The organism is Pseudomonas sp. 67(2021) (genome assembly GCF_017491835.1).
In the GTDB taxonomy this organism is placed as follows: domain Bacteria; phylum Pseudomonadota; class Gammaproteobacteria; order Pseudomonadales; family Pseudomonadaceae; genus Aquipseudomonas; species Aquipseudomonas atacamensis.
In genome coordinates this window covers 182,271-208,732 of the sequence record NZ_JAFGYL010000006.1, presented here as the reverse complement: position 1 = coordinate 208,732, position 26,462 = coordinate 182,271, and the positions used below count along the sequence as shown (strand labels likewise).

Below are 26,462 nucleotides of genomic sequence, written 5' to 3'. Positions count from 1 at the left end.
GACTTGCCGTGCGTGCACAGCGCGTCCCGGCGCGCCCGGAACCAAAAGGGCGAGCAGACTAGCACAGATACCCCGGACTTGGGGCCGAGCCTACAGGGCCGAGCGCCAGGCGAGCGGCACTTTCAGGCTTTCATCGAGGTCAGCGACCAGCCCGCACATTTCGTCATGGACTGAGGTGTGCACAAGGTTGAATGGCAGCACCGGGAAGGCATGCAGCAGATCCCGCGCGTGCTCCACTGAGCGCAGCGTCAGCATATTGCCCTTGAGATCGCTCAACGGATACGCCGTCCCATGCATCCTCGCTTCCAACAGGTAAATGCCCCCTTCCATGGAGATCAGGTTCAACTCGTCGACCTTCCTGGCAACAGCAAACGCGTTCAACTCTTGCAGGTTCATGGAAGCACCTCACACCGTGGCGAATCGCACCGTTACAGGGATAGGCCGCTGCGCTTGAAAGCACAAGCCACAAACGAAACCGCCCGTCTGTTTCACAACAGACGGGCGGCTCTTTTGCCTTGATCGGCTGATCAGTGCTTGGTGACCTTGTCCAGGTAACCCATGGCAAACGCGGACACCACAAAAGTCATGTGAATGATCACGTACCACATCAGATGCTCGGGATCGACGTTCTTGGCATCCATGAAGATGCGCAGCAGGTGGATCGAAGAAATCGCCACGATCGACGCCGCGACTTTCATCTTCAGCGACGACGAGTCCATGGTGCCCAGCCAGCTGAGCTTCTCTTTGCCTTCGTCGATGTCCAGTTGCGAGACGAAGTTCTCGTAGCCGGAAATCATCACCATCACCAGCAGACCACCCACCAGCGCCATGTCGATCAGCGACAGCAGCACCAGAATCAGATCCGATTCAGCCATGGCGAAGACATTGGGCAGGATATGGACGATTTCCTGGAAGAACTTCAATGCCAGCGCCAGCAGACCGAGGGACAGGCCGATGTAGATCGGCGCCAGCAGCCAGCGGGTGGCGTACATTGCATTTTCGATAAAGCGTTCCATTGACTCTCACACAAGGGGCTGGAAATGGCGGCGAGTATAACAGCCCGCTGTGACAGCCAGAAACCGCCGGAAAATCCGCCACCTGCGTGTGTGTGACAAAGTTTTTCTGCTAGTGTCCAAAGCATTGACAGCCCAATGACAGTGGACAGGACGCGTGGAAATGGATGTGCGATCAGCCTTGACGACTGCCGGTATCTGCCTCGCCTTGCTCATCGGCGGTTGCTCGCCCGGCGATGAAAAACAAGTCGCCAACCTCGACGAAAAGACCGCCACCTTCGAACAGTCACTGGACACGATCAGCGATCCCAAGCTCAAGGACGCCATCACCGAACTCGGCGGTTCGCTGCTGTTGCTCGAACGCGCCCGGCTCAAGCTCGACGACATCACCCCGCATACCGAATACGGCGCAGACGCCCTCGCCGTGCTCAAGCACTACCCTACCCCGCAAGCGCTGGTCGATACCTTCATCGACGGCCTGTTCGTGCTGCACAAGGACGCCAGCTCGGATTACCTGACCGATCTGCAGCCGGTATTCCCGTTCAACCTGAACATTCCCGGCGGGTTCCTGTTCCCGCACGGCATCGAGTGGCACTCGGTCACGTTGAGCAACAAACGCGTGATCGCCTGGCAGCCGGAGTGGTCGGAGACCGATCCAGGCATTCAGCTCAGCCCGTCCAGCTCCAACGTGACCAATCCCGACGACCTGACGGTGACCTACCCGTTCATCGATGGCCTCAACGTCGACAAAAAAAGCCTGCCACAACCGGTCAGCCTGCAAGGCCTGGTCGAAGTTATCGCGCCACGGCGCTTGTACAGCTTTGACCTGACACAGAAAGACGTCGGCCAGACCCGCAGCAACGACAACCTCAGCGTCAAACTGCTCAAGCTGGAAAAGAACTATGCCGAGGTCGAAGTCAGCAACAGCCTGCCGCTGGCAGCGGAAGTCGCCGAAACCCGGATCAATCCGCTGATCGTCCAGGCCCGCGACGCCAGCGGCCAATACCTGGTGCGCGCCGGTTCGATCAACGAAAGCCCGGAGCAGGTCGCGTTTTACCAGAAACAACTGACGCAGTTACAGAAGCAGAAGAGCTGGAGCGACACCCTGGAAAAACAGCTCAGCGACGACCAGCAAGCCTTCGAGAAAGACCACCCGCGCCGCTACAACAAGGTGTATTTCCACGGCCCGATCGAGACCCTGGAAGTCAGCGTGCTCGACTTCTCCTCGGCAACGGTGACGCGCAAATCCCTGGACCTGCCGGTGCGCACCTTCAATCCGCACACCACGGCCAAAGCCGTGCAGCCGCTGGACCTGCCAGTTGTGGTGTATGACGACCTCGCCGCCAACTGGCTCAAAGGCGCGGACCTGACTGAGGAACAATTGAAGGCCGGCGTGCGCATTCATCAATCGGTTGAAGAGCCGAGCGCGGCGCGTATCGAGTTTTCCCACCGCCGCACCTTCAATGACGAATTGCTTGGCGACGAACTCAACCCCGGCGTCAGTCCCGTGACCTTCTTCACGGAAAAGCGCGGCGGCAAACTCGACGAGCCGATCGAACTGCCGCCCGAGGCGTACCAGGTCGATCCACTGCAAGCGACGATTACTTATGATCTGAATCTGTTTCCGGAAACCCCGGCGATTGCCGTGGGCTCGATGCCGTTGTTTCTGGCCACGGTGGCCAAGCAATCCTACGACGCGCAGTCATTGCCTAAAGGCCTGGCGATCAAGGACAACACGCTGGTAGTCGACCTGAAAACCTTCCCGGCCAACGAATGGCGTTTCTTCGTCAAGGACGACAGTGGCCACTACCTCAAGCAGATTCTTTCGGTCAGCCACGACGCCAGCACCGAAGGCCCCGCGCTACTCGGCGTGCACTACTTTTATGGTCGCCCGACTCGCGTGGAGACCTATCAGCGCACCGACCTCGCCACCGTGCAATACGGCTTTGAGGTCAAGCTCGACAAGGCGCCGGTGGACCAGACGGCGCCTTAACCGTTGAGACTGCGCCCACGGCCGCCGTTGATCTGCCGCAACTGCGCTTGCAGATGCAAGCTCCAGATCTGCGGATCATCGGCCAGTTCGTAACCATGCAAGGTCAGGCTTTCAACGATGGTGTCGAGAATCGACTCGGCCGCGACCGGGCCGTGAAACGGGCCCTGGGCTTTGATCGCGGAAGGTTGTTCGCCGGCCATGCCGGCCGCGAAGAGCAGCGTCCACATGCCGTTGTCGCCGGCCAGCGGCTTGACGGCGCATTCGATCCGGGTCACCAGACCCAGGCATTGACGGGTGAGACAGAGGTTGCGCGACATGGCGGCGACCCTCGGTAAAGCCGGTATTCAGCCCCCACGGGAGGACTGGCTCGATCCAGTGATACTGTCGATATCCTTGACCTGAGAATAGAAGAAAAGTGTCCCGCGCAAGCCAAATGGAACCAGAAGGCGCCGAATGGTCATTGTGTGAATATTGGCGTCAGAGTAGTGGCACATTCCCCGAAGATCCCCGCAGAGATCAATCTGGAAAAGCACTGTGGGAGCGAGCCTGCTCGCGAAGACGATGGACCAGCCAACTCATTCGTCGACTGATACAGCGCTTTCGCGAGCAGGCTCGCTCCCACAGGGTCTGGAATGAACTGATCAGGCCGGTTTGGCTTCGGCGAGGGCCTCCTGCGCCAGTTCCTTCTCAGCCTCTTTCAAGTCCTCTTCGCTGATCATCTCGGCGATATCGCGCAGGCGCTCGACCACTCGCGCATTGATGCTGCCTTCGGGGAATTCGCCATCGGCGTTCGGCTCCCCGGCCGGCTCACCCACCAGCAGGCTCAGCGCCTCATCGGCCTGACGCACCGCATACACGTGGAACTGCCCGGCGCGCACGGCGGCGAGGACTTTCTCATCGAGCATCAGCGTGGCGACGTTGGCCTGGGGAATGATTGCGCCTTGTTCGCCGGTCAGGCCGCGTGCTTCGCAGAGGCGGAAGAAGCCTTCGATCTTCTCGTTGACCCCGCCGACTGCCTGCACTTCGCCGAACTGGTTGATCGAACCGGTGATGGCAAAACATTGCTTGAGCGGAGTTTTCGACAGCGCCGAAATCAGCGTGCACGCCTCGCCCAGCGATGCGCTGTCGCCGTCGACGTAACCGTACGACTGTTCCAGCGCAATACTCGCCGAGATCGCCAAGGGGAATTCCTGGGCGTAACGGCTGCCCAGATAACCGGTGAGAATCATCACGCCTTTGGAATGAATCGGCTGACCGAGGTTGACCTCACGCTCGATGTCGACGATGCCGCTGCCGCCCGGGTAGACCGTGGCGGAAATCCGCGCCGGCACGCCGAACGCCGAGTCGCCGACCTCGAGCACCGTGAGCCCGTTGCACTTGCCGACCGCCGCACCGTCAGTGTCGATGAGGATGATTCCGGCGAGCATGTCGTCGAGAATCCGCGCCGAGACCCGCCCGGTGCGGGTGGCCTTGGCTTTCAGAGCGCGTTCGATATGGCCGGCGTCGGTCATTTCATCGCCGGCCAGATGGCGAATGAAATCCGCCTCGCTGACCAGTTGGAACAGATCGCCAATGCGTGCCGACAAGCGCCCCTGATGCTCGGCCAGCCGTGCGCTGTAGGTCGCCAGTCGTGCCACCGCATCGGCGGTCAGCGGCGCCATGCCTTCTTCCGAAGTACGGGTTTTCAGGAGCTGGGCGAACTGCTCGAGGCTTTCGTCGACCATCGGGATGTCTTCGTCGAAGTCGACCAGAACGCGGAACATCTCCTGGAAGTCCGGATCGAGATCCTGCAGCGTGTAATACAGCTGCCGCGCACCGATGATGATGACTTTGACCTGCAACGGGATGTGCTGCGGATTCAGGGTCATGGTGGCGAAGCGGCCCATCTCGCCCAGCGGCGATTCCATTTTCAGTTTGCGCGATTGCAGGGCGCGTTTGAGCGCATCCCACACGAACGGCTCGCTGAGCATTTTTTCCGCTTCGAGAATCAGGAAACCGCCATTGGCGCGGTGCAGCGCACCCGGACGCAACTGCCGGTAAGTGGTGTAGAGCGCGCCTTGGTCAGTGGTGTACTCGATGCGGCCGAACAGGTTTTCGTAGGTCGGATGCGGCTCGAACACCACCGGTGCACCGCCGCTGGCCGGATGCCCGACCACCAGGCTCGGTGCGTATTGTTCTTCCAGCAACTTGCGCGCGACGGCGTCGGTCTTGCTGTCGTCGACCAGTTGTTCGACCACGGTTTTCAGCAGGTAGACCTGCATCGCTTGCAGGTAACCGCAGACCCCGGCGTTCTCCGCGTACTTCTCCGACAGCGGCGCCAGCAACGGCTGCAAGGCCAGGGTGATGGTTTCTTCGTTGAGCGAACGCAGTTGATTGTTCGACTCGCGCTTCCACTGCGGCAGGCTGGCGAGTTCTTCGTTCAGGCGCTCTTCGAGGCCGGAAATGTCATCGTGAAAACGCTCGCGCTCGGCTTCCGGCAACTGCGCGAATTCGGCTTCGTCCAGGGCCTTGCCGTCGAGCATCGGGGTGAAGGCGATATTGCTGCTGTCGCGGTACAGGGCGACGTCTTTTTCCAGGGCCAGCCGCTCGATGATGTCCAGCGCCTTGTCGTAGCGCTGATTGAAGGCGCGGTCGATGGCGCTTTTTTTCTGCTGGTAGGACGGGTGTTCGAAAACTGCTGGAAAAGTCGCCAGCAGGTTGTCGATCAGGCCGTTGATGTCGCCGATGAACGAGGCCGCCGTGCCCGATGGCAGCTCCAGTGCACGCGGTTCGCGCGGCTCATCGAAGTTGTTGACGTAGACCCAGTCCGCCGGGGTCTGCAGGCGCTTGCCTTCGGCTTTCAGGTAGCGTTTGACGAACGAGAAACGGCCGGTGCCGGGCTCGCCCATGACGAATACGTTGTAACCGGGGCGTGGCATCGCCACACCGAACTGCAAGGCTTCGACCGCGCGTTCCTGGCCGAGCACACCGCGAAAGGGCTCCAGATCATTGGTGCTAGTGAAGCTGAACTGTTCAGCGGAAAACGGACGAGTCAGCGCTTCGGGCGCAAGACGCAGGCTGGCAGCAACAGGATCAGGCATCGGGCTTCCTTAACAATCAGGCGGGGCAGGTAGCGGCATTCTGGCGCTGCCCGTGCCCCACTGGCAAGGCGCGCCACATGACAAAGCATAGACAAGCGCGCGGCCGGCCGACGGGTCCCGCTAAATCAGAGGTTTATTCCAAATATTTTGCAAAAAGTCACGGAACCGCTGGAACGTGCCTAAACTCCAAACTGCGCGGCTGGAACTAATACCGGCCCACTGACACTTTCGGCTTTGTCCTCGGGCAGAGCGCGAAGGGCCAGAACCCTGTCCATTGGTATGCACATAAAGAGAACAAAGCTATGAAACGGATTCTTCTCGGTACTCTCTTCACCGCTGTATCCATCAACGCAATGGCGCAAGCCCCGGGCGGCCCGGATTGCGGTTGGGGCAACATGCTGTTCGAAGGTCAGCGTGGCACCCCGGCGCACTTCCTTGCTTCCACCACCAACGGCACTTCCGGTAACGCTACCTTCGGTATGACCTCCGGCACCAACGGCTGCTCGACCAACGCGTCCCTGACTTATGGCGGCAAATCCTGGTTCGCCATGAATGGCATGATGAACGAGCTGTCCGAAGACATGGCCAAAGGCAACGGCGAAGCGCTGACCACCTATGCCGTGGTCCTGGGCGTAGCACCGGAAGATCGCGCGCACTTCGCGCAAGTGACCCACGAGCACTTCCAGCAGATCTTCAGCAAAGCTGACGTGACCGCTGAAGACGTGCATACCAACACCCTGGCAGTACTGAAATCGGACCCACGTCTGGCCAAGTACGCAACTCAGGCTTAAGCTCGACCCCACCCGCTTCCTTCGGGAAGCGGGTTTTATTTTGAATACGGTCTGTAGCGAGGGGATTTATCCCCGTTCGGCTGCGAAGCAGTCGTAAAACCTGTGCATGCGATGTATCCGATGCATTGGTGACACAGCTTATGGGGCCGCTTCGCAGCCCAGCGGGGATAAATCCCCTCGCCACAGGGTGTGTGATTACCCCCGATCCGGGATTTGTTTTCTTTCGACTTAAGTTGCCACCTATGCTCAAACGCCTTGCCTGGCTGGCGCTCTGTGTCTGCGCCCCGCTGTCCGCCGCGCCTCACATCGATCCTCAACGTTTGCAGCAACTGGCCAACGACCGCTTCTGGATTTCCCTCGGTCATTACGAAACCGCCAAACTCGGCGGCTGGCGCAGCTATGTCAGCGACAAGAAGTTCTTTCTCGCCCCCGACGGCAACGAGCATCCGGACCGCGAACTGGCCGCCACCGTGCAGGCGCTGTACGCCCCGGCCAGCCTCGGCGAGCAACACGCACAATGCGTATACCCCGCGCGCACGCGCTGGCTGAAAGCGCAGCTCAATCTCGCTGACCTGCCAGCGCCGGAATGCGCCGAATACAAGCAATGGTTCAAGGACGTCTCGCCGCACAGTGCGGTGATGATTTTCCCGGCGGCGTATCTCAACAGCCCGTCGTCGATGTTCGGCCACACCCTGCTGCGCATCGATCAGGCGGACGTTCAGGCCGACAAGACTTCGCTGCTCAGCTACGCGATCAACTTCGGTGCCTACATCGAAGGCTCGGACAACAGCATTCTGTATGCCTGGAAAGGCTTGATGGGCGGCTACCCGGGGCTGTTCGCGCTGGTGCCGTATCAGGAAAAACTGTCGGAATACCGCAGCCTGGAAAACCGTGACCTGTGGGAATACCGGCTCAATCTGACACAGGAAGAAACCGCACGCATGGTCGAACATGTGTGGGAGCTCAAGCAGATCCAGTTCGACTATTTCTTCTTCGACGAAAACTGCTCGTATCGCTTGCTGGAACTGCTGCAAGTGGCGCGGCCGAGCCTGCGCCTGACCGAACAGTTCCCGCTGACCGCAATCCCCACCGACACCGTCAAAGCGGTGAAAGAGGCCGGGCTGGTCGAACACATCGAATATCGCCCGTCCCGCGAACGTGAACTGCTCAGCCGCGCCGAACCGTTGAGCGATGACGAACAGCAATGGGTGCTGAAAGTCAGCGCCGATCAAAAAGTCCTGCAAGAGCCAACGTTCAAAGCCCTGCCGCGCGCACGTCAGGCGTTGATCGTTGACGCTGCCTATCGTCTGGAGCGCTACCGCGCCAACGGTCAGGAGCGCGACCCGCAACGAGCGCAGCGCAGTTTCGAACTGCTGCGGGCGATCAACAAGAACCCGGCGCCGGAGCTGGAAATACCGCAACCCGGTCTGCCCGAAGATGGCCACGAGTCCCGCACCTGGCAGGCCGGCCTCGGTACGCGCGGCGATCGCGCGTTCGGCGAATATGGCCTGCGCATGGCTTATCACGACCTCAATGACAATGCCGAAAGCTTCCCCCTCGGCGCGCAGATCGAGATCCTGCAACTGAAGCTGCGCCAGTACGAAGGCAATGACTGGCAGTTGCAGCAACTGGACCTGGCGACCATTCGTTCGCTGACACCGCGCAACGAGCTGCTGCAACCATTGTCGTGGCAAGTCACCGGTGGCCTTGAGCGCGTGCCGGGCAAGCATGACGACGAAACGCTGGTCAGCCATGTCAACGGTGGCGGCGGCGGCACGTGGCAGTTGGGCGAAGACGTGCTCGGCTTTGCGCTGGGCACGGTGCGCGTGGAACATAACAACGACTTCGCCGAGTTTGTTTCCCCGGCCGGTGGCTTCAACACCGGCGTGCTATGGAAAAACCCGCTGGGCAATCTGAGCCTGGAAGCCAAGGGCGACTACTTCTTCAACGGTGAAGTGCGCCGCAGCCTGAGCCTGAATCAGCAGTGGGAACTGTCGCGCAACCTCGGTTTGCGCCTGAGCGCGCAGCGTGAATTCAGCCAGCTCGCCAGCCCCGAGACGGAAGTCATGCTGGAAGTGAAGTGGTATCACTACTGATCCCGAGCCTGTGTAAATCTCCCTGTGGGAGCGAGCCTGCTCGCGAAAGCGGTGGTTCAGTCAATAGTAGTGTTGCCTGACACGACGCCTTCGCGAGCAGGCTCGCTCCCACAGGTGCTTTGTGGTGTGCAATGGATTTTTCACAGGCCTTCGACAGCCGCCTCATGAATCGCCTTCTAGACTTTCCTTATGAGCCGAGTATCGGCGCGGGAGAGTGCGATGTGGCGGTGCGTGGGATTGTTGGCCGTTGTATTGGCGCTGGGCGGTTGCCAGACCACCCATGAAGACTTGATCGCCAAAGGTTATCCACCGGCCTTCGCCGACGGTTTCGATGACGGTTGCGTCAGCGGCCGGCAAGCGGCGGGCTCGATCAGCGGTGAGTTTCGCAAGAACGTGCCGCGCTATCTCAAGGATCAGCAATACGCCGACGGCTGGGTCGACGGCTTCCGCCAATGTCAGGCGATGCTGGAAAACAGGGATCGCGAGCAATATCGCAACGAGCATTGGGACGAACGCGAACGCTCCTGGCAGCAGCAGAAGGACCAGGACGTCGGGCGGGCTTATCGCTCGCAATAGGTCGTTTGCAGACATCCGTTGAAACCAAATGCCGGCAATCATGGCCCAAATCCTTTAACAGGAGGACTTCATGAGTCGCGCATTCGTCAACGAAGACAACGCCGCCGCGCAGGCCGATCAGCCGGTCGAACGTCAGGTCAGCACGCAGCCCAACTACGTCACCCCGCAAGGGCTGGCGCAGTTGCAGGCGAAAGTCATCGAGTTGCAGAGCCTGCACGCCGAGCAAACGGCCAAGGGCGAGCAGGCCGACAAACAACGTCTGGCCGATCTGCAACGGGATCTGCGTTATTTCACTCAACGCCTGAGCAGCGCCCAAGTCGCAGTCGCTGCGACCTCCACTGACAAGGTGCAGATCGGTAGCTGGGTGACTTTTGCCGATGAACACGACACTGAACACCGCGTGCAACTGGTCGGCGAGGATCAGGCCGACGCCAGTCAGGGCCTGATCAACTGGGCCTCACCGCTGGGCCGGGCCTTGCTCGGCGCCCGGCTCAACGATGAAGTGCTATGGCAGCGACCTGCCGGCGATCAACTGATCGAAGTGATCCGCATCGAACCGGCTTAAACCACGCCTTGCGCCAACATCGCATCGGCGACTTTGACGAAGCCGGCAATGTTCGCGCCTTTGACGTAATTGATCTGACCGTTGTCTTCGCCGTAATGCACGCAGGCGTGGTGGATCGACTGCATGATCGCGTGCAGCTTGCTGTCCACCTCGCCCGCGGTCCACAGCAGGCGCATGGCGTTCTGCGACATTTCCAGACCACTCACGGCCACACCGCCGGCATTCGACGCCTTGCCCGGTGCGAACAAAATACCGGCCTCGATAAAGATATCCACAGCCTCCAGCGTGGTCGGCATGTTCGCGCCTTCAGCCACACAGACGCAGCCATTGCGCAGTAGCGTGCGCGCGGCTTCGGCGTCGAGTTCGTTTTGCGTCGCGCAGGGCAGCGCGATATCGCATGCCAACGACCATGGACGTTGGCCGGCGAGGAATTCCAGACCATGGGCGCTTGCCAGTTCGCTGATGCGCCCACGTTTGACGTTCTTCAACTCCAGCAGCGCCAGCCACTGTTCTTCGCTCAGTCCTGCTTCGCAGTACAGCGTGCCTTCGGAGTCGGACAGGGAAATCACTTTGCCGCCCAGATCCATGACCTTGCGCGCCGCGTACTGCGCGACGTTGCCGGAACCGGAAATCGCCACGCGCTTGCCTTCCACGCTCTGCCCGCGGCGCTTGAGCATTTCTTCGGCGAAGTACACGCAGCCGAAACCGGTGGCTTCCGGGCGAATCAGGCTGCCGCCGTAAGTCATGCCCTTGCCGGTGAGGACGCTGGTGAACTGGTTGCTCAGGCGCTTGTACTGGCCAAACAGGAAACCGATCTCCCGCGCACCGACACCGATATCACCGGCCGGCACGTCGACGTCAGCACCGATGTGGCGATACAGCTCGCTCATGAACGCCTGGCAGAAGCGCATGACTTCAGCATCGCTCTTGCCCTTCGGATCGAAGTCGGAACCGCCCTTGCCGCCGCCCATGGGCAGGGAGGTCAGCGAGTTCTTGAAGGTCTGCTCGAAGGCGAGGAATTTCAGCACGCCGAGGTTCACCGACGGATGGAAGCGCAGGCCGCCCTTGTACGGGCCGATGGCGCTGTTCATCTGGATACGGAAGCCGCGATTGACCTGGACCTTGCCCTGATCGTCGACCCACGACACCCGGAAAACCAGCGCGCGCTCCGGCTCGCAGATACGCTCGAGAATCCCCGAAGTCAGGTAATGCGGATTGGCTTCGAGAAACGGCCACAGACTGCGCAGGACTTCTTCGACAGCCTGGTGGAATTCGGGTTGATCCGGGTCGCGTTTTTTCAGGCGCGCAAGGAAGGATTCGACGGATTCGATCATGGGCAAAGTCTCGGCAAATTTATTGTCGTTGGAGGAGATTGGGCCGGACTGTAACAAACGAATTGCGCACAGGAACAGAGCAAAATGTCGCAGTTATGAAATTAAATGGTGCACAGGATATAAATCCAAGGGGTTTTTGATCCGTTTTTGCACCTGAGCGGGGAGCACAGATTCAAGACTTGCACCAACAGCTACACCATCTTCGCGAGCAGGCTCGCTCCCACATTTGGAATGCGTTACCCCTGTGGGAGCGAGCCTGCTCGCGAAAGCCGCAACTCGGTATATCAGGAAAAAACCAGGGCAAAAAAAAACGGAGCCCGAAGGCTCCGCTCTTGTGCAACCAACCCGAATCAGGCCAGTTTCTTGTGACGCACCCGGTGAGGCTGGGCCGCTGCTTCGCCGAGGCGTTTTTTGCGGTCGGCTTCGTACTCGGTGTAGTTGCCTTCGAAGAACACCGCTTGCGAGTCGTCTTCGTACGCCAGGATGTGCGTGGCGACACGGTCAAGGAACCACCGATCGTGGGAGATCACAATGGCGGCGCCCGGGAAGTCCAGCAGGGCTTCTTCCAGCGAACGCAGGGTTTCCACGTCGAGGTCGTTGGACGGTTCGTCGAGCAGCAGGACGTTGCCGCCCTCCTTCAGGGTCAGCGCCAGATGCAGACGACCGCGCTCACCGCCGGACAGATCCTTGACGAACTTCTGCTGGTCGCCGCCCTTGAAGTTGAAGCGACCGACGTAGGTGCGCGACGGGATCTCGTAGTTGCCGATGCGGATCTGGTCGGAACCGTCGGAAATCTGCTGGAACACGGTCTTGCTGCCGTCGAGGTCTTCACGGCTCTGGTCGACGCAGGCCAGTTGCACGGTTTCACCGATTTCGATGCTGCCCGAATCCGGGGTTTCCTTGCCCATCAGCATGCGGAACAGCGTCGATTTACCGGCACCGTTACCGCCGATCACGCCGACGATGGCGCCCTTCGGCATGGAGAACGACAGGTTGTCGATCAGCACGCGATCGCCGTAGCCTTTGGTGACGTTCTTGAATTCGATGACCTTGTCGCCCAGGCGCGGACCGGCCGGGATGTAGATCTCGTTGGTTTCGCTGCGCTTCTGGAATTCCTGCGATTGCATTTCTTCGAAGCGTTGCAGACGTGCCTTGGATTTCGACTGGCGGGCCTTGGCCCCTTTGCGCACCCATTCCAGTTCTTCTTTCATGGCTTTTTCGTGAGCCGACTGCTGCTTGGATTCCTGGGCCAGGCGATCGGACTTGGCTTCGAGCCAGCCCGAATAGTTGCCCTCGTAAGGAATGCCCGCGCCGCGGTCGAGTTCCAGAATCCAGCCGGCGACGTTGTCGAGGAAGTAACGGTCGTGCGTGATCGCGACCACGGTGCCCGGGAAGTCGTGGAGGAAATGCTCCAACCACGCCACCGAATCGGCATCCAGGTGGTTGGTCGGTTCGTCGAGCAGCAGCATGTCTGGCGCGGACAGCAGCAGACGGCACAGGGCGACGCGACGTTTTTCACCACCGGACAGGTGTTCGACTTTCGCGTCCCAGGCCGGCAGACGCAGTGCATCGGCGGCGACTTCCAGTTGGCGCTCGAGGTTGTGGCCGTCGCTGGCCTGCAGGATCGCTTCGAGCTTGGCCTGTTCAGCAGCAAGCTTGTCGAAGTCGGCATCCGGGTCGGCGTAGGCCGCGTAGACCTCGTCCAGACGCGCTTGCGCATCCTTGATCACGCTGACCGCTTCCTCGACCACTTCACGCACGGTCTTGGCAGGGTCGAGCTGCGGCTCTTGCGGCAGGTAACCGATGTTCAGGTCCGGCATCGGACGGGCTTCGCCTTCGAACTCGGTGTCGACGCCGGCCATGATTTTCAGCAGCGTGGATTTACCCGAACCGTTGAGGCCGAGCACGCCGATCTTGGCGCCGGGGAAGAAGGACAGCGAAATGTTCTTGAGGATTTCCCGCTTCGGCGGAACAACTTTGCCCAGCCGATGCATGGTGAAGACGTATTGAGCCATGGAGAACCTTGGGTCAGTGACAGATGAATGATTGGAGCGCAGGCGATGCCTGGCCAGACTGTGCGCGTCGTTCACTTGATCGCGATCAATGCGTGCGCGCTGGAAAAAGTCTGATTGTAGGGGCTGGAACGCCCCCGGTCTAACCGGCAAAGCTACCTTAATGCTGGAAGGCAGTCCAGCCGAGAGGGGCTGGCACTTCGCCACGAGTCAAGGCATGCTAGCCGCCCTTCGGGCGTCCGGCTTATAGTGCACGTCGCGCCAGTCCAGCCAAATCGCAGGATCACAGCTTGACCAATGTCACTCCGCCAGCCTCTGTGAGCAGCACCCCACCGGCGCCCGGCTCGCCCCTGCGCGGGACATTAAAGGGTGCGCTGGCCACCCTCGTGCTGTTATTGCTCGCGTTGCTGTTCTGGCAACTGCTCGATCAATTGCGCGAAACTCAGAAAAATCAGCGCCAATACACCATCGACTACACCGCCGACCTCGCCGCCCAGGTCAGCCTGAACATGGCGCTGAATGCGCAAATCGCCCTCAATCTGCTACCGATCGTCGAACAACCGCAAACTGCCGACGAACAGCAGATGCTTCTGCGCAAATTGCAACGCTCACTGCCCGACCTGCGCAGCATGGCCCTGCTCTCGCCCTCCGGCCGGATCATCAGCGACAGCGCCACCGACAGTTCCGACGCCGATTACCTGACCGAACTGGTGCGCCGCAGCCGTGTCCAGGCGCATTACTTCAGCAATGCCGATGACGGCTCGGTGGTGCATCTGCTACTGCATCAGGCCAGCGGCAGCAGTCGCGGTTACTGGGCCTTGCGCCTGACGCCAACCTTCTTCGACTCGCTGACCAAACAGGACGCCACCGCCCTGCGCCCGTTATGGCTGGTGGAAAACCGCCTCAATCACCAGATCATCAGCCGCGACGCCGGGCTGCCCTCGGTCAAGGCTGGCGGGCTGACGCCCGACGATGTCGCCAACACCGTGCTGACCGTGCCGCTGAGCAGCAGCGACTGGCAATTGCGCGGGCTGTTCGACCGCCAGCGCGTACTGGAAGAGTTGCTGCCGGCGTTCATCGGCAAATGCCTGCTCGGCCTGGCGTTCTCGATGTTGCCGGTGATCGCGCTGCTGAACATGCGTCGGCGTCAGCGCCAGGTGCATGAAGGCCGGCGGCGTTATCAGGATATTTTCGAAGGCACCGGCGTGGCCTTGTGCGTGCTTGACCTGTCCGGCCTCAAGCAGATGTTCGACAAGGCGCAGATCCAGACCAGTGACCAGCTCAAGGCCTGGCTCGACCAACCGCAGCAGCGCCAGCAGTTGCTCGCGGAAATGCGCGTCACCGAAGTCAATCAGGTCGCCCTGCAACTGCTCGATGTGCACTCCTGCGACGATGCCTGGCAACTGCTGATCGATGGCCAGCGCCATCCGCAGTGCGCGATCGGTCAGCAGATCCTCGACGCCGTCCTGCAGCAGCAGAAACAGCTGGAACTGGAAATCAAACTGCCCAACAGCAACGGTCGCGACCAGCATCTGTGGATGGTTTTGCGCCTGCCGAGGGAGCAGCACGACTATAAAGCGGTGATCCTCAGCATCAACGACATCACCAGCCGCAAGCTGATCGAACTGTCGCTGCTGGAGCGTGAAGGTTTCTGGTCGGATGTGGTGCGCACCGTGCCCGATCATCTGTATGTGCAGGACGTGATCAGCCAGCGGATGATTTTCAGCAACCACCACCTCGGCCAGACCCTGGGCTACAACCGCACTGAACTGCATCAGATGGGCGAGTACTTCTGGGAAATCCTTCTGCATCCGGAAGACGCCGACTATTACCATCGCTCGCGGCAGTTGCAGCGTCACGCCGGTTACAGCCAATTGTTGCAATGCCAATTGCGCTTCCGCCATCGCGACGGCAAGTGGCGGCGCTTCGACATCCGTGAACAGGCGCTGGCGCGGGACAAGCACGACCAGGTCACGCGGATCATCGGCGTGGCCAAGGACATCACCGAACAGATCGAGGCCAGCGAATCGCTGCGTGACAGCGAGCAGCGTTACCGCATGCTCGCCGAAAGCATCAGCGACGTGATTTTCTCCACCGACAGCAAGCTCTCGCTGAACTACGTCAGCCCGTCGGTGCAGGCGGTGCTCGGTTACAACGCCGAATGGATTTTCCAGAACGGCTGGCAATCGATCATCGCCAATCCCGGGCAACTGAACGGCATTCATGTGCTGATGGACCGCGTCAGCAAGGCGCTGGACAAGCCCGAGCAACTGGCATTGCTGCGCAGTCAGGTGCAAACGCAGCTGTTCCTCTTCGATTGCCTGCGTGCCGATGGCCGCAAGATTCCGATCGAACTGCGCCTGGTGCTGGTGTGGGACGAACACGGCGCGTTCGAAGGCGTGCTCGGTGTCGGCCGCGATATCAGCCAGCAGCGCCGTGCCGAAAAAGATCTGCGCATGGCCGCCACGGTATTCGAGCACTCGACTTCGGCAATCCTGATCACCGACCCCGCTGGGTACATCGTCCAGGCCAACGAAGCGTTCAGTCGGGTCAGCGGCTACAGCGTCGGCGAAGTGCTCGACCAGTTGCCGAACATGCTCACCGTCGACGAGCAGCAGGACGCGCACTTGCGCTACGTGCTCAAGCAGTTGCACGAGCACAGCACCTGGGAAGGCGAAGTGTGGATGAAGCGCCGTAACGGCGAACATTACCCGGCGTGGGTCGGCATTACTGCCGTGCTCGACGATGAGGGCGATCTGGCCAGTTACGTGTGTTTCTTCAGCGACATCAGCGAGCGCAAGGCCAGCGAGCAGCGCATCCACCGCCTCGCCTATTACGACGCCCTCACCCACCTGCCGAACCGCACGCTGTTCCAGGATCGTCTGCACACCGCGCTGCAAGCGGCCGAACGGCAGAAGTCGTGGGTGGTGCTGATGTTCCTCGACCTCGACCGTTTCAAACCGATCAACGACTCTTTGGGCCACGCCGCCGGCGACCGCATGCTCAAGGACATGGCCACGCGCCTGCTGGCCTGCGTCGATGACGATGACACTGTGGCGCGCATGGGCGGCGACGAATTCACCCTGCTGCTGCAGCATCGCTCCAACCGCGAACTGGCGCTGAATCGGGCGATTCACGTGGCCGAGCAGATTCTCGCCAGCCTGGTGCGGCCGTTCGTGCTCGAGGGCCGCGAGTTCTTCGTCACCGCCAGTATCGGCATCGCCCTGAGTCCGCAGGACGGCAATGAACTCAGCCAGTTGATGAAAAACGCCGACACGGCGATGTACCACGCCAAGGAACGCGGCAAGAACAACTTCCAGTTCTATCAGGCCGACATGAACGCCAGTGCGCTGGAGCGTCTGGAACTGGAAAGCGATCTGCGCCATGCGCTGGAGCAGAACGAATTCGTCCTGTATTACCAGCCGCAGTTCAGTGGCGACGGCAAGCGCCTGACCGGCGCCGAAGCGCTGCTGCGCTGGCGCCATCCGCGTCGCGGGCTGGTGCCGCCGGGGGATTTCATTCCGGTGCTGGAAGAGCTTGGTCTGGTGGTGGACGTTGGCGACTGGGTCATCAGCGAGGCCTGTCGACAGCTGAAAACCTGGCACCAGCAACGGGTGCGGGTGCCGAAGGTGTCGGTGAACATTTCCGCACGGCAGTTCTCCGACGGCCAGTTGGGTACGCGAATCGCGACGATCCTGCGCGAAACCGGCCTGCCGCCGGCGTGTCTGGAGCTGGAACTGACCGAAAGCATCCTGATGCGCGAAGTCAGCGAGGCGATGCAGATTCTTGCCGGGCTGAAGAACCTCGGCCTGAGCATCGCGGTCGATGACTTCGGCACCGGTTATTCATCGCTGAACTACCTCAAGCAATTCCCGATCGACGTGCTGAAGATCGACCGCACCTTCGTCGACGGCCTGCCGTCCGGGGAACAGGACGCGCAGATCGCCCGGGCGATCATCGCCATGGCCCACAGCCTGAACCTGGCGGTAATCGCCGAGGGTGTGGAAACCCATGAGCAACTGGACTTCCTGCGCGAGCATGGCTGCGATGAGGTGCAGGGATATCTGTTCGGCCGGCCGATGCCGGCGGGACGGTTTGAAGCGCAGTTCTGTAACGACGCGCTCTTCATGTTCGACTGACCTGAGCCGCTTCGGGCGGCTCAGGTCAGTTGAACATGAAGAGGAGCTGCTAGAGGTTAGCTGCAAGCTGCAAGTGGAAGCCGAAGCGCTTTTGACTTGTAGCTTGTAGCTTGCAGCTTGAAGCCCGCTTATCCACAACCTGACTGTGTTTCATAGCCCTTCTAAAAGCGGTTGGGTTAGAATGCCCCCCTTTTCTGCCCCCGATCCTTGAGGACCGCCATGTTCAGCCGTGATTTGACTATTGCCAAGTACGACGCCGACCTTTTTGCCGCCATGGAGCAAGAAGCTCAGCGTCAGGAAGAACACATTGAGCTGATCGCTTCGGAAAACTACACCAGCCCAGCGGTGATGGAAGCTCAAGGCTCGGTCCTGACCAACAAGTACGCCGAAGGCTATCCGGGCAAGCGTTACTACGGTGGTTGCGAATACGTGGACGTGGTTGAACAACTGGCCATCGACCGCGCCAAGGAACTGTTCGGCGCCGATTACGCCAACGTTCAGCCGCACGCCGGTTCCCAGGCCAACGCCGCTGTTTACCTGGCTCTGCTGCAAGGTGGCGACACCATTCTGGGCATGAGCCTGGCCCATGGTGGTCACCTGACCCACGGCGCCAGCGTTTCCTCCTCGGGCAAGCTGTACAACGCCGTTCAATACGGTATCGATGCCAACGGCCTGATCGACTACGACGAAGTCGAGCGCCTGGCGGTCGAGCACAAGCCGAAAATGATCGTTGCCGGTTTCTCGGCCTACTCGCAGATTCTCGACTTCCCGCGCTTCCGCGAGATCGCTGACAAGGTCGGCGCTTACCTGTTCGTCGACATGGCTCACGTCGCCGGTCTGGTTGCCGCTGGTGTCTATCCGAACCCGGTGCCGTTCGCCGACGTCGTGACCACCACCACGCACAAGACCCTGCGCGGTCCACGTGGCGGTCTGATCCTGGCCAAAGCGAACGCCGAGATCGAGAAGAAGCTCAACTCCGCAGTATTCCCGGGCGCCCAGGGTGGCCCGCTGGAGCACGTGATCGCGGCCAAGGCGATCTGCTTCAAGGAAGCGCTGCAGCCTGAGTTCAAGGCTTACCAGCAACAAGTGGTGAAGAACGCCAAGGCTATGGCCGAAGTGTTCATCGCACGCGGTTTCGACGTGGTATCGGGCGGTACTGAAAACCACCTGTTCCTTCTGTCGCTGATCAAGCAGGACATCTCCGGTAAAGATGCCGACGCCGCTCTGGGCAAAGCGTTCATCACCGTGAACAAGAACTCCGTGCCTAACGATCCACGCTCGCCGTTCGTCACCTCCGGCCTGCGCTTCGGTACTCCGGCTGTGACCACTCGCGGTTTCAAAGAGGCTGAGTGCAAAGAGCTGGCCGGCTGGATCTGCGACATCCTGGCTGATCTGAACAACGAAGCGGTGATCGACGCCGTTCGCGAGAAAGTCAAAGCCATCTGCAAGAAACTGCCGGTGTACGGCGCTTGATGCCTCGTTAATCCGCAATAAAAAACCGGTCACGATGGCCGGTTTTTTATTGCCATAAATTCAATAAAAAAATACCACCCGAATAAAGCAGCAACCTGCTAATCCCGTCCGGCAGGATTGTTCATCTCTTTGTTCAAACCAAACTCTTGCAACACACATACAAACCGCCATAGATGAAAACCGCTTAGTCTGAAACCCGACTTGATAAATGGATTTCATCATGACGCGCAATATCGAAAAATCTTTCATCGCAACATTGAGAATGTTCGACCACAGGGTCGGCTTTCTTGAACAGCTGTACGGCAAACCGGCGATGGCTACCATCAGTCTGTTCAGCGGCGGTTTCTATACCGGACGCCCGCAAACACGGGATCAGTCTCACCTGCTCGGCATCCGGAGCAACGAGCAGAGCGGCCGGATAAAACCGTTGAAGCTGCATTTCGGTCATACCCCTGACGGCTACATCCTCACCGTGAAAAACCAGGGCAACTATTTCAATCAGGTAATCAGCAATCACTGGCTGGACACCGTCGAGGCCGTCAAGCCAGAGACTGACAACTTGAGCACGTTTATTCTTGTCGACCATAGCGGCACCGCTATTACGCTGGACAACTTAACGGGTGTACATACAGCTGTTTCTCTCAAACTGAAAAATCATGCCTATTTGGGCGGTATAAAAATCACAAGTCTGCCTTACGTCTATCTGGGCGAAACCGAAGAACGTTCAAAGATCACTTTCATCCTGAGCATCGTCGAAAGACATGTACCAGTCATCAAAACGTGACTCACGCCCCGCCCAGAAAAAAAGGCATAGCCGCCAATTTTTCTCAAATGCTCAAGACCGGGCCATCCAGACAACTGGTAAGACCGGTCATGCCAATTTTCTAATTTCCCCTTGCGATCCACGAAAACCTGCGCCTAGACTGCGCCTGCACTGGACATACCGGTAAGACCACAATAATTAAGTCCTGAATCCGCTGCGCCACGCGTACGGCAGCCAGGACACCGACCCAGGATTCCTCCCATGCTCAGATGGTGCTCGCGTTCAATCTTCCTTCAAGTGGTTCTCGGACTGATGCTCGGCATCGTCTGCGGGCTGACCCTTCCTGAATACTCCGCCCAGCTGAAACCGCTCGGCGATGGCTTCATCAAATTGATCAAGATGCTGATTGGCCTGATCGTGTTCTGTGTGGTGGTCAGCGGCATCAGCGGCGCGGGCGATCTGAAGAAGGTCGGACGCATCGGCCTGAAGTCGGTGATCTACTTTGAAGTGCTGACCACCATCGCTCTGGTGATCGGTCTGGTGTTCGCCTTCAGCACCGGCATTGGCAGCGGCGCGAACATTCATCTGGAGCAGCTCTCCAGCGCCGACATGGGCGACCTCGCCGAGCGCGGCCAGCACATGCACACCACCACGCAATTTCTGATGGACCTGATCCCGACCTCGGTGATCGGCGCCTTCGCTGACAACAATATTCTGCAAGTGCTGCTGTTCTCGGTGCTGTTCGGCAGTGCGCTGAATCTGGTTGGCGAAGCCGCTTCCGGGATTTCGCGATTGATCAACGAACTCAGCCACGTGATCTTCCGCATCATGGGCATGATCGTGCGTCTGGCGCCGATCGGCGTGTTCGGTGCCATCGCCTTCACCACCAGCAAATACGGTCTCGACTCGCTGCAGCACCTGGGCAGTCTGGTCGGTCTGTTCTACCTGACCTGCGTCGCCTTCGTCGCGCTGATCCTCGGTCTGGTGATGCGCGTTTCCGGTCTGCGCATGTGGCCGCTGCTCAAGTACCTGCGGGAAGAACTGCTGATCGTGATGGGCACCGCCTCTTCCGACGCCGTGCTGCCGCAGATCATGCGCAAGCTCGAACACCTCGGTATCGGCAGTTCGACGGTCGGTCTGGTGATCCCGACCGGGTACTCGTTCAACCTCGACGGTTTCTCGATCTACCTGACCCTGGCCATCGTGTTCATCGCCAACGCCACCGGCACACCGCTGGCGATGACCGACTTGCTGACGATTCTGCTGGTGTCGCTGATCACCTCCAAAGGCGCCCACGGCATTCCCGGTTCGGCGCTGGTGATTCTCGCCGCGACGCTGACGGCGATCCCGGCGATTCCCGTAGTCGGTCTGGTGCTGGTGTTGGCGGTGGACTGGTTCATGGGCATCGGCCGCGCGCTGACCAATCTGATCGGCAACTGCGTCGCCACCGTGGCCATCGCCCGCTGGGAAAAAGACATCGATGTACAGCGCGCGAACAAGGTGCTCAACGGTGAGCAGGGCTATAACTTTCAACCGCGAAAAACCGTCGCTCAGGCGGCGGCCAAAGAATTCTGAATGAGTGCCGTGCCTGCCAATATGCAGGCACGGCGCAGGGAGCCAATACGTGATTACAACTTCAACCGTCGTCAATTCAGTGGTGGAAAAACTCCGCGCCGCGTTGGCCCGTGGCCAATGGCGCTCCGGCGACATGCTGCCGGGCCAGCGCGAACTGGCCGAACAGCTGGGCATCAGCCGGCCCAGCCTGCGCGAAGCGGTGATCGTCCTCGAAACCCTCGGCCTGGTGCGCTCGATGCCGGGCAAAGGCGTAGTCGTGCTCGACGCACAAGTCAGCGACAGCCAGAGCCACGACAGCGCAGTCGCCGGCGCCAGTCTCGAAGACGTGCTGCAACTGCGCTACACCCTTGAGCCGTTCATCGTCGGGCTGGTCGCGCAATCGATCAGCAGCAAGGAAGTCGGCCAATTGCGCCTGACCCTGATGGACATGCGCGAAGCCCTCGAGGCCGGTGACAGTGAGGCCGGAGTCAGTGCCTACATCGCTTTCCACGAAGAACTGTTCACGCTGACCTCGAACCCGATTTTCCAGAGCGTGGTACAGCAGACCAGCAACGCCCTCAAGCAAAGCGCCGAGGTATTGCGCAATTCCCCGGAACATCTGGCCGAACGCCTGGAAGAAAACGAAGCGGTAGTCCGCGCGATCCGCAGCAAGAACAGCGCTCAGGCCAGCGCCGAAATGCGTCGGCACATTCTGCGCGAAGGCCAGCGCATGGGCGTTGAGCTGAATATTCCGGACGACAACTTGCCCACCTGATTTGCCAGGAGAACGGCCATGAACAGTTTTGCTTCAGCCTCGCATGCCAATTCGACCGCCCTGCCCGTCTCTCGGCTCGGCACGCCGACGGAAGATCTGTATCCGCGACTGTTCGACGCGATTCTCGAGCAGCGTATCGATGAAGACAGCCGGTTCACCGAGGACAGTCTGCAAGCGATGTTCGGCGCCGGCCGCGCCGATGTACGACGGGTGCTGACGCAGTTGTCCCATGAGCAGATCGTGGTGTTGCGCGCCAATCATCGACCACGAGTGGCCGCGCCTGATCGGGAACTAATCCGGCAGACCTTGCATGCGCGACGGCTGGCTGAAAACACCTTGGTGCGGTTGGCGTGTCAGCGTCCGCAGCCAGACGATCTGAAATGCTTGCGCACGTTGCTAGAGCGCGAGAAGCGCGCCGTCGAGCAGGCTCGGCGCGGGGCGGCGATTCGGTTGTCGGGGGAGTTTCATCTGCAATTGGCACGGATGGCGGGAAATCTGCCGCTGGCGCATTTTCTGCGCAGTCTGGTGCCGCTGACGTCGCTGGCAATTGCGCGGAGTCATTTTTCGACGCAAAGCTGTTGCGCATGGCAGGAGCATTTGGCGTTGGTTGAGGTTGTGGAGCGAGGTGATGTTTCCAAAGCCGGCATGTTGATGGATCGGCATCTGGATCATCTTGAGCAGAAACTGCTCGGTCCAGACCTTGAGCATTGTGCTGTCGGTTAGACCGCCTTCGCGAGCAGGCTCGCTCCCACAGTGGATTGCATTCCTCCTGACAGAATGCGTTCTACTGTGGGAGCGAGCCTGCTCGCGAAGAGGCCTTTTGAGCTGTTGAAATTATCAGGCTTGTTGCGCTGCAACCCTGGCAAACCCCGCCCGAATTTTCTCTTCCGGCAAATCATCGGCAATAAACACGATCACACTCTCGCGCGTCTCGCCCTCGGCCCATTCGGTGTCCCAGTCGAAACCATAGAGTTTCAGCACACCCTGAAACACCAACCGCCGATCTTCGCCGGCAATGTTCAGCACGCCTTTGTAGCGCAGCAACTGCTTGCCGTGCTCTTCCAGCAGTTCGTTCATGAACTCGCTGAGTTGATCGATATCCAGCGCCTGATCGGTGCGCAACACCAGGCTGGAGATGCGATCGATCGACGGCGCCTTGCTCACCGGACGCAGGCTCAGACCGCCGCCCAGGTCAGCATTGAGGTTGAAGCCGCGTACATCCAGCAATTCAGCCAGATCGATATTGCCATGCTCGACCACGCGGATCGGCGCGCGGCGGTTGATTCGCGTAAGGCGCTCGCTCAGCGCAGTGAACGTCGGTTCATCGACCAGATCGGTCTTGCTCACCAGCAAGCGATCGGCGAAACCGATCTGCGCCTGGGCAATGGTCTGGGTCAGGTGCACGTCGGCGTGAGCGGCGTCGACCAGGGTGATGATGCCGTCGAGCAGATAACGCTCGCGCAGCTCTTCATCGATGAAAAAGGTTTGCGCCACCGGCGCCGGATCCGCGAGACCGGTGCACTCGATTACCAGACGGTCAAAGGCGATCTCGCCGCTGTCCAGACGTTCGAGCAGCAGGTACAGCGCCTTGGTCAGATCGGTATGAATGGTGCAGCAGACGCAGCCGTTGGCCAGGGTCATGACTTGCACCGGCTCGTCACCCAGCAACTGAGTGTCGATGCCGGCGTCGCTGAATTCGTTTTCGATCACGGCGATTTTCAGGCCGTGCTCGGCTTTCAATAAATGACGCAGCAAGGTGGTCTTGCCGGCGCCGAGGAAACCGCTGAGGACCGTTACCGGAATGGGAGATGACAAACGCTTTCTCCTTCAAAAATAAATGAACAACACAAAAACAAATGTGGGAGCGAGCTTGCTCGCGAAGGGGTCGTGTCAGCCGACATCAATGCCCGATGACACACCGCATTCGCGAGCAGGCTCGCTCCCACAGGGGATTACCTCAACCGCAGGCTGTCAGCTCAACAGCACTTCGGCCCACCCTTGCCACCGTAACGAGCCTCCTGACGTTCGCGAAAGAACATCTCGTAGCTCATCACCGGTTTGTCCGGGTGTTTGGTTTGCATATGCTCGACGTAGGTGTCGTAGTCGGGCATGCCGACCATCAGGCGCGCGGCCTGACCGAGGTATTTACCGAGGCGACTCAGGTCATTGAACATGCTGCAATCCTCTGGTTACGCATCCGGCAGGGCCTGGAATGGCGATTCTTTATCCGTACGCTCTTTTTTGCCCCAGGCGGCGATGCCGACCTTGAGCGCATAGAACAGGATGCTGAAGACCACGAACAGGAACAGCGCGGTGAGTGTGGCGTTGGTGTAGGCGTTGAAGATCACATGCTGCATCTGCTCGACGCTTTTCGCCGGTGCCAGCACCTGACCGTTGGCCAGCGCATCGCTGTACTTCTTGGCCAGGGACAGGAAGCCGATCGCCGGGTTGGCGTCGAACAGCTTGATGAAACCAGCAGTGGTAGTGCAGATCAACAGCCAGGTAGCCGGCAACAGGGTGACCCAGATGTAGCGCTGGCGCTTCATCTTGATCAGGACCACGGTGCCGAGCATCAGCGCGATACCGGCGAGCATCTGGTTGGAGATACCGAACAGCGGCCACAGAGTGTTGATGCCGCCCAGTGGATCGATCACGCCTTGATAGAGCAACCAGCCCCACATCGCCACACAACCGGCGGTAGCGATCAGGTTGGCGCCCCACGATTCGGTGCGTTTGAGCGCCGGTACGAAGGAGCCGAGCAGGTCCTGCAGCATGAAGCGTCCGGCACGGGTGCCGGCGTCCACAGCGGTGAGGATGAACAGCGCTTCGAACAGGATCGCGAAGTGGTACCAGAACGCCATGGTGTTTTCACCCGGCAGGACACTGTGCAGGATCTGTGCGATACCGACCGCCAGGGTCGGCGCACCACCGGCGCGAGCCAGAATGGTGGTTTCGCCGATGTCATGGGCAACCGCTTGCAGCGCTTCCGGCGTAATCGCAAAGCCCCAACTGGTGACAACCTGCGCCACCGAAGCGACGTCACTGCCGACAACTGCGGCCGGGCTGTTCATGGCGAAGTACACGCCTGGCTCGATCACCGAAGCGGCAACCATGGCCATGATCGCCACGAACGATTCCATCAGCATGCCGCCGTAACCGATGTAGCGGGCGTTGGTTTCGTTATCCAAAAGCTTCGGCGTCGTGCCCGACGAGATCAGTGCGTGGAAACCCGATACCGCGCCGCAGGCGATGGTGATGAACAGGAACGGGAACAGACCGCCCTTCCACACCGGCCCGGTGCCGTCGACGAACTGGGTCAACGCCGGCATTTTCAGCTCGGGCATGGTGATCAGGATGCCGATCGCCAGGGCGACGATGGTGCCGATCTTGAGGAAGGTCGACAGATAGTCACGTGGCGCCAGAATCAGCCAGACCGGCAGCGACGCGGCGACAAAACCGTAACCGACCAGCATCCAGGTAATCTGCACACCGGTGAAGGTAAAGGCTTTGGCCCATACCGGATCGGCAGCGATCTGCCCGCCCAGCCAGATCGAGCCGAGCAGCAGCAACACACCGACCACGGAGATTTCGCCGATGCGGCCCGGGCGGATGTAGCGCATGTAGATGCCCATGAACATCGCGATCGGGATGGTCGCCATCACGGTGAAGATGCCCCACGGGCTCTCGGCGAGGGCCTTGACCACGATCAGCGCCAGCACCGCGAGGATGATGATCATGATCAGGAAGCAGCCGAACAGTGCAATGGTTCCGGGAATCCGGCCCATCTCTTCACGCACCATGTCGCCCAGGGAACGGCCGTTGCGTCGGGTCGACATGAACAGGACCATGAAGTCCTGCACCGCGCCCGCCAGCACCACACCGGCTATCAGCCAGAGTGTGCCGGGCAGATACCCCATCTGCGCCGCCAGCACCGGACCGACCAGTGGCCCCGCGCCAGCGATGGCCGCGAAGTGGTGACCGAAAAGAATGTGTTTGTTGGTCGGCACATAGTCCAGACCATCGTTGTTGAGCACGGCGGGGGTGGCCCGACGCGGATCCAGTTGCATCACGTTGTTGGCGATGAACAGACTGTAGTAACGGTACGCAACCAGATAAATGGCCACGGCAGCGACCACAATCCACAAGGCGTTGATCGCCTCGCCGCGGCGCAATGCCACTACGCCAAGGGCGCACGCTCCTACGATTGCCAGCACGAGCCAGGGTAAGTGGCGCAGCAGGCTATTATTATTTTTCATTTTATTATTCCAGCCAGGGTGGACAAGAAAGACAGCCACCCC

At 60.0% G+C, this 26,462-nt stretch carries 20 protein-coding genes; 11 read left to right on the top strand and 9 right to left on the bottom strand.

What is annotated here, in order from left to right; all coding sequences use genetic code 11:
• Positions 1 to 90: 90 nt before the first annotated feature.
• Positions 91 to 396: a DUF6482 family protein gene (locus tag J5M66_RS10870; protein WP_024014365.1), complete on the bottom strand. Its 306-nt coding sequence runs from the start codon at positions 394 to 396 to the stop codon at positions 91 to 93.
• 131 nt (positions 397 to 527) lie between these two features.
• The gene (locus J5M66_RS10865; protein ID WP_122698530.1) at positions 528 to 1,016 is read right to left on the bottom strand and encodes a TIGR00645 family protein; all 489 of its coding nucleotides are present in this window, start codon (positions 1,014 to 1,016) and stop codon (positions 528 to 530) included.
• A gap of 160 nt (positions 1,017 to 1,176) precedes the next feature.
• On the opposite strand from J5M66_RS10865, the gene J5M66_RS10860 reads away from it, so the two are divergent.
• The gene (locus tag J5M66_RS10860; protein ID WP_207808200.1) at positions 1,177 to 3,006 is read left to right on the top strand and encodes a hypothetical protein; all 1,830 of its coding nucleotides are present in this window, start codon (positions 1,177 to 1,179) and stop codon (positions 3,004 to 3,006) included.
• On the opposite strand, the gene J5M66_RS10855 is transcribed toward J5M66_RS10860, so the two are convergent.
• Positions 3,003 to 3,323 (bottom strand): hypothetical protein, encoded by a 321-nt coding sequence (locus J5M66_RS10855; protein ID WP_016773114.1) that lies wholly within the window; start codon positions 3,321 to 3,323, stop codon positions 3,003 to 3,005. The two genes, J5M66_RS10860 and J5M66_RS10855, sit on opposite strands and share 4 nt — an antisense overlap.
• Before the next feature lie 324 nt (positions 3,324 to 3,647).
• A complete protein-coding gene (locus J5M66_RS10850) occupies positions 3,648 to 6,086 on the bottom strand; it encodes an ATP-binding protein (protein ID WP_024014367.1) in 2,439 nt (812 codons plus the stop codon).
• 302 nt (positions 6,087 to 6,388) lie between these two features.
• On the opposite strand from J5M66_RS10850, the gene J5M66_RS10845 reads away from it, so the two are divergent.
• The 4 genes from J5M66_RS10845 to J5M66_RS10830 all read left to right on the top strand — a co-directional run bounded on the left by J5M66_RS10845 (position 6,389) and on the right by J5M66_RS10830 (position 10,114).
• Complete coding sequence (locus J5M66_RS10845) at positions 6,389 to 6,877, top strand: DUF3015 domain-containing protein (protein WP_016773112.1); 489 nt, start codon at positions 6,389 to 6,391, stop codon at positions 6,875 to 6,877.
• Positions 6,878 to 7,119: 242 nt separating this feature from the next.
• Complete coding sequence (locus J5M66_RS10840; protein WP_024014368.1) at positions 7,120 to 8,973, top strand: DUF4105 domain-containing protein; 1,854 nt, start codon at positions 7,120 to 7,122, stop codon at positions 8,971 to 8,973.
• Positions 8,974 to 9,192: 219 nt separating this feature from the next.
• Positions 9,193 to 9,549: a hypothetical protein gene (locus J5M66_RS10835; protein ID WP_206422161.1), complete on the top strand. Its 357-nt coding sequence runs from the start codon at positions 9,193 to 9,195 to the stop codon at positions 9,547 to 9,549.
• A gap of 70 nt (positions 9,550 to 9,619) precedes the next feature.
• Positions 9,620 to 10,114, top strand: a complete 495-nt coding sequence (locus J5M66_RS10830; RefSeq protein ID WP_039761720.1) for a GreA/GreB family elongation factor — start codon at positions 9,620 to 9,622, stop codon at positions 10,112 to 10,114.
• Here J5M66_RS10830 and gdhA read toward each other — a convergent pair.
• Both gdhA and ettA read right to left on the bottom strand, forming a co-directional pair.
• Positions 10,111 to 11,448 carry an NADP-specific glutamate dehydrogenase gene (gene gdhA / locus J5M66_RS10825; protein ID WP_207808201.1) on the bottom strand — a complete coding sequence of 446 codons (1,338 nt, stop codon included), beginning with the start codon at positions 11,446 to 11,448 and terminating at the stop codon, positions 10,111 to 10,113. The genes J5M66_RS10830 and gdhA overlap by 4 nt on opposite strands.
• Before the next feature lie 350 nt (positions 11,449 to 11,798).
• A complete protein-coding gene (gene ettA, locus J5M66_RS10820) occupies positions 11,799 to 13,463 on the bottom strand; it encodes an energy-dependent translational throttle protein EttA (protein WP_016773108.1) in 1,665 nt (554 codons plus the stop codon).
• A gap of 287 nt (positions 13,464 to 13,750) precedes the next feature.
• Here ettA and morA point away from each other — a divergent pair, with 287 nt between their 5' ends.
• From morA to J5M66_RS10790, 6 genes are all read left to right on the top strand, one after another.
• Positions 13,751 to 17,599 (top strand): cyclic di-GMP receptor MorA, encoded by a 3,849-nt coding sequence (gene morA / locus J5M66_RS10815; RefSeq protein ID WP_123443306.1) that lies wholly within the window; start codon positions 13,751 to 13,753, stop codon positions 17,597 to 17,599.
• A 219-nt stretch (positions 17,600 to 17,818) separates the two neighbouring features.
• The gene (glyA, locus tag J5M66_RS10810; protein ID WP_041477786.1) at positions 17,819 to 19,072 is read left to right on the top strand and encodes a serine hydroxymethyltransferase; all 1,254 of its coding nucleotides are present in this window, start codon (positions 17,819 to 17,821) and stop codon (positions 19,070 to 19,072) included.
• Between the two features lie 220 nt (positions 19,073 to 19,292).
• Positions 19,293 to 19,856 (top strand): hypothetical protein, encoded by a 564-nt coding sequence (locus J5M66_RS10805; protein ID WP_243432971.1) that lies wholly within the window; start codon positions 19,293 to 19,295, stop codon positions 19,854 to 19,856.
• 240 nt (positions 19,857 to 20,096) lie between these two features.
• On the top strand, positions 20,097 to 21,410 hold the full coding sequence (locus J5M66_RS10800; RefSeq protein ID WP_110603140.1) for a C4-dicarboxylate transporter DctA: 1,314 nt from the start codon (positions 20,097 to 20,099) through the stop codon (positions 21,408 to 21,410).
• 49 nt (positions 21,411 to 21,459) lie between these two features.
• A complete protein-coding gene (locus tag J5M66_RS10795; RefSeq protein WP_197892630.1) occupies positions 21,460 to 22,164 on the top strand; it encodes a FadR/GntR family transcriptional regulator in 705 nt (234 codons plus the stop codon).
• Positions 22,165 to 22,182: 18 nt separating this feature from the next.
• Entirely contained in the window at positions 22,183 to 22,887 is a 705-nt protein-coding gene (locus tag J5M66_RS10790) for a GntR family transcriptional regulator (protein ID WP_207808203.1), read from the top strand.
• Positions 22,888 to 23,001: 114 nt separating this feature from the next.
• On the opposite strand, the gene yjiA is transcribed toward J5M66_RS10790, so the two are convergent.
• The 3 genes from yjiA to J5M66_RS10775 all read right to left on the bottom strand — a co-directional run bounded on the left by yjiA (position 23,002) and on the right by J5M66_RS10775 (position 26,420).
• Positions 23,002 to 23,979, bottom strand: coding sequence for a GTPase (gene yjiA, locus J5M66_RS10785; protein WP_207808204.1), 978 nt, complete (start codon positions 23,977 to 23,979; stop codon positions 23,002 to 23,004).
• Positions 23,980 to 24,140: 161 nt separating this feature from the next.
• Positions 24,141 to 24,338 (bottom strand): YbdD/YjiX family protein, encoded by a 198-nt coding sequence (locus J5M66_RS10780; protein WP_003228401.1) that lies wholly within the window; start codon positions 24,336 to 24,338, stop codon positions 24,141 to 24,143.
• A 15-nt stretch (positions 24,339 to 24,353) separates the two neighbouring features.
• Positions 24,354 to 26,420: a carbon starvation CstA family protein gene (locus J5M66_RS10775; RefSeq protein ID WP_016773099.1), complete on the bottom strand. Its 2,067-nt coding sequence runs from the start codon at positions 26,418 to 26,420 to the stop codon at positions 24,354 to 24,356.
• Positions 26,421 to 26,462 lie beyond the last annotated feature (42 nt).

What these genes read in the sequence shown, in the direction of transcription:
- J5M66_RS10870 (WP_024014365.1), bottom strand. Translation starts at nt 396, where the DNA reads ATGAACCTGCAAGAGTTGAACGCGTTTGCTGTTGCCAGGAAGGTCGAC.
- J5M66_RS10865 (WP_122698530.1), bottom strand. Translation starts at nt 1,016, where the DNA reads ATGGAACGCTTTATCGAAAATGCAATGTACGCCACCCGCTGGCTGCTG.
- J5M66_RS10860 (WP_207808200.1), top strand. Translation starts at nt 1,177, where the DNA reads ATGGATGTGCGATCAGCCTTGACGACTGCCGGTATCTGCCTCGCCTTG.
- J5M66_RS10855 (WP_016773114.1), bottom strand. Translation starts at nt 3,323, where the DNA reads ATGTCGCGCAACCTCTGTCTCACCCGTCAATGCCTGGGTCTGGTGACC.
- J5M66_RS10850 (WP_024014367.1), bottom strand. Translation starts at nt 6,086, where the DNA reads ATGCCTGATCCTGTTGCTGCCAGCCTGCGTCTTGCGCCCGAAGCGCTG.
- J5M66_RS10845 (WP_016773112.1), top strand. Translation starts at nt 6,389, where the DNA reads ATGAAACGGATTCTTCTCGGTACTCTCTTCACCGCTGTATCCATCAAC.
- J5M66_RS10840 (WP_024014368.1), top strand. Translation starts at nt 7,120, where the DNA reads ATGCTCAAACGCCTTGCCTGGCTGGCGCTCTGTGTCTGCGCCCCGCTG.
- J5M66_RS10835 (WP_206422161.1), top strand. Translation starts at nt 9,193, where the DNA reads ATGTGGCGGTGCGTGGGATTGTTGGCCGTTGTATTGGCGCTGGGCGGT.
- J5M66_RS10830 (WP_039761720.1), top strand. Translation starts at nt 9,620, where the DNA reads ATGAGTCGCGCATTCGTCAACGAAGACAACGCCGCCGCGCAGGCCGAT.
- gdhA (WP_207808201.1), bottom strand. Translation starts at nt 11,448, where the DNA reads ATGATCGAATCCGTCGAATCCTTCCTTGCGCGCCTGAAAAAACGCGAC.
- ettA (WP_016773108.1), bottom strand. Translation starts at nt 13,463, where the DNA reads ATGGCTCAATACGTCTTCACCATGCATCGGCTGGGCAAAGTTGTTCCG.
- glyA (WP_041477786.1), top strand. Translation starts at nt 17,819, where the DNA reads ATGTTCAGCCGTGATTTGACTATTGCCAAGTACGACGCCGACCTTTTT.
- J5M66_RS10805 (WP_243432971.1), top strand. Translation starts at nt 19,293, where the DNA reads ATGACGCGCAATATCGAAAAATCTTTCATCGCAACATTGAGAATGTTC.
- J5M66_RS10800 (WP_110603140.1), top strand. Translation starts at nt 20,097, where the DNA reads ATGCTCAGATGGTGCTCGCGTTCAATCTTCCTTCAAGTGGTTCTCGGA.
- J5M66_RS10790 (WP_207808203.1), top strand. Translation starts at nt 22,183, where the DNA reads ATGAACAGTTTTGCTTCAGCCTCGCATGCCAATTCGACCGCCCTGCCC.
- J5M66_RS10780 (WP_003228401.1), bottom strand. Translation starts at nt 24,338, where the DNA reads ATGTTCAATGACCTGAGTCGCCTCGGTAAATACCTCGGTCAGGCCGCG.
- J5M66_RS10775 (WP_016773099.1), bottom strand. Translation starts at nt 26,420, where the DNA reads ATGAAAAATAATAATAGCCTGCTGCGCCACTTACCCTGGCTCGTGCTG.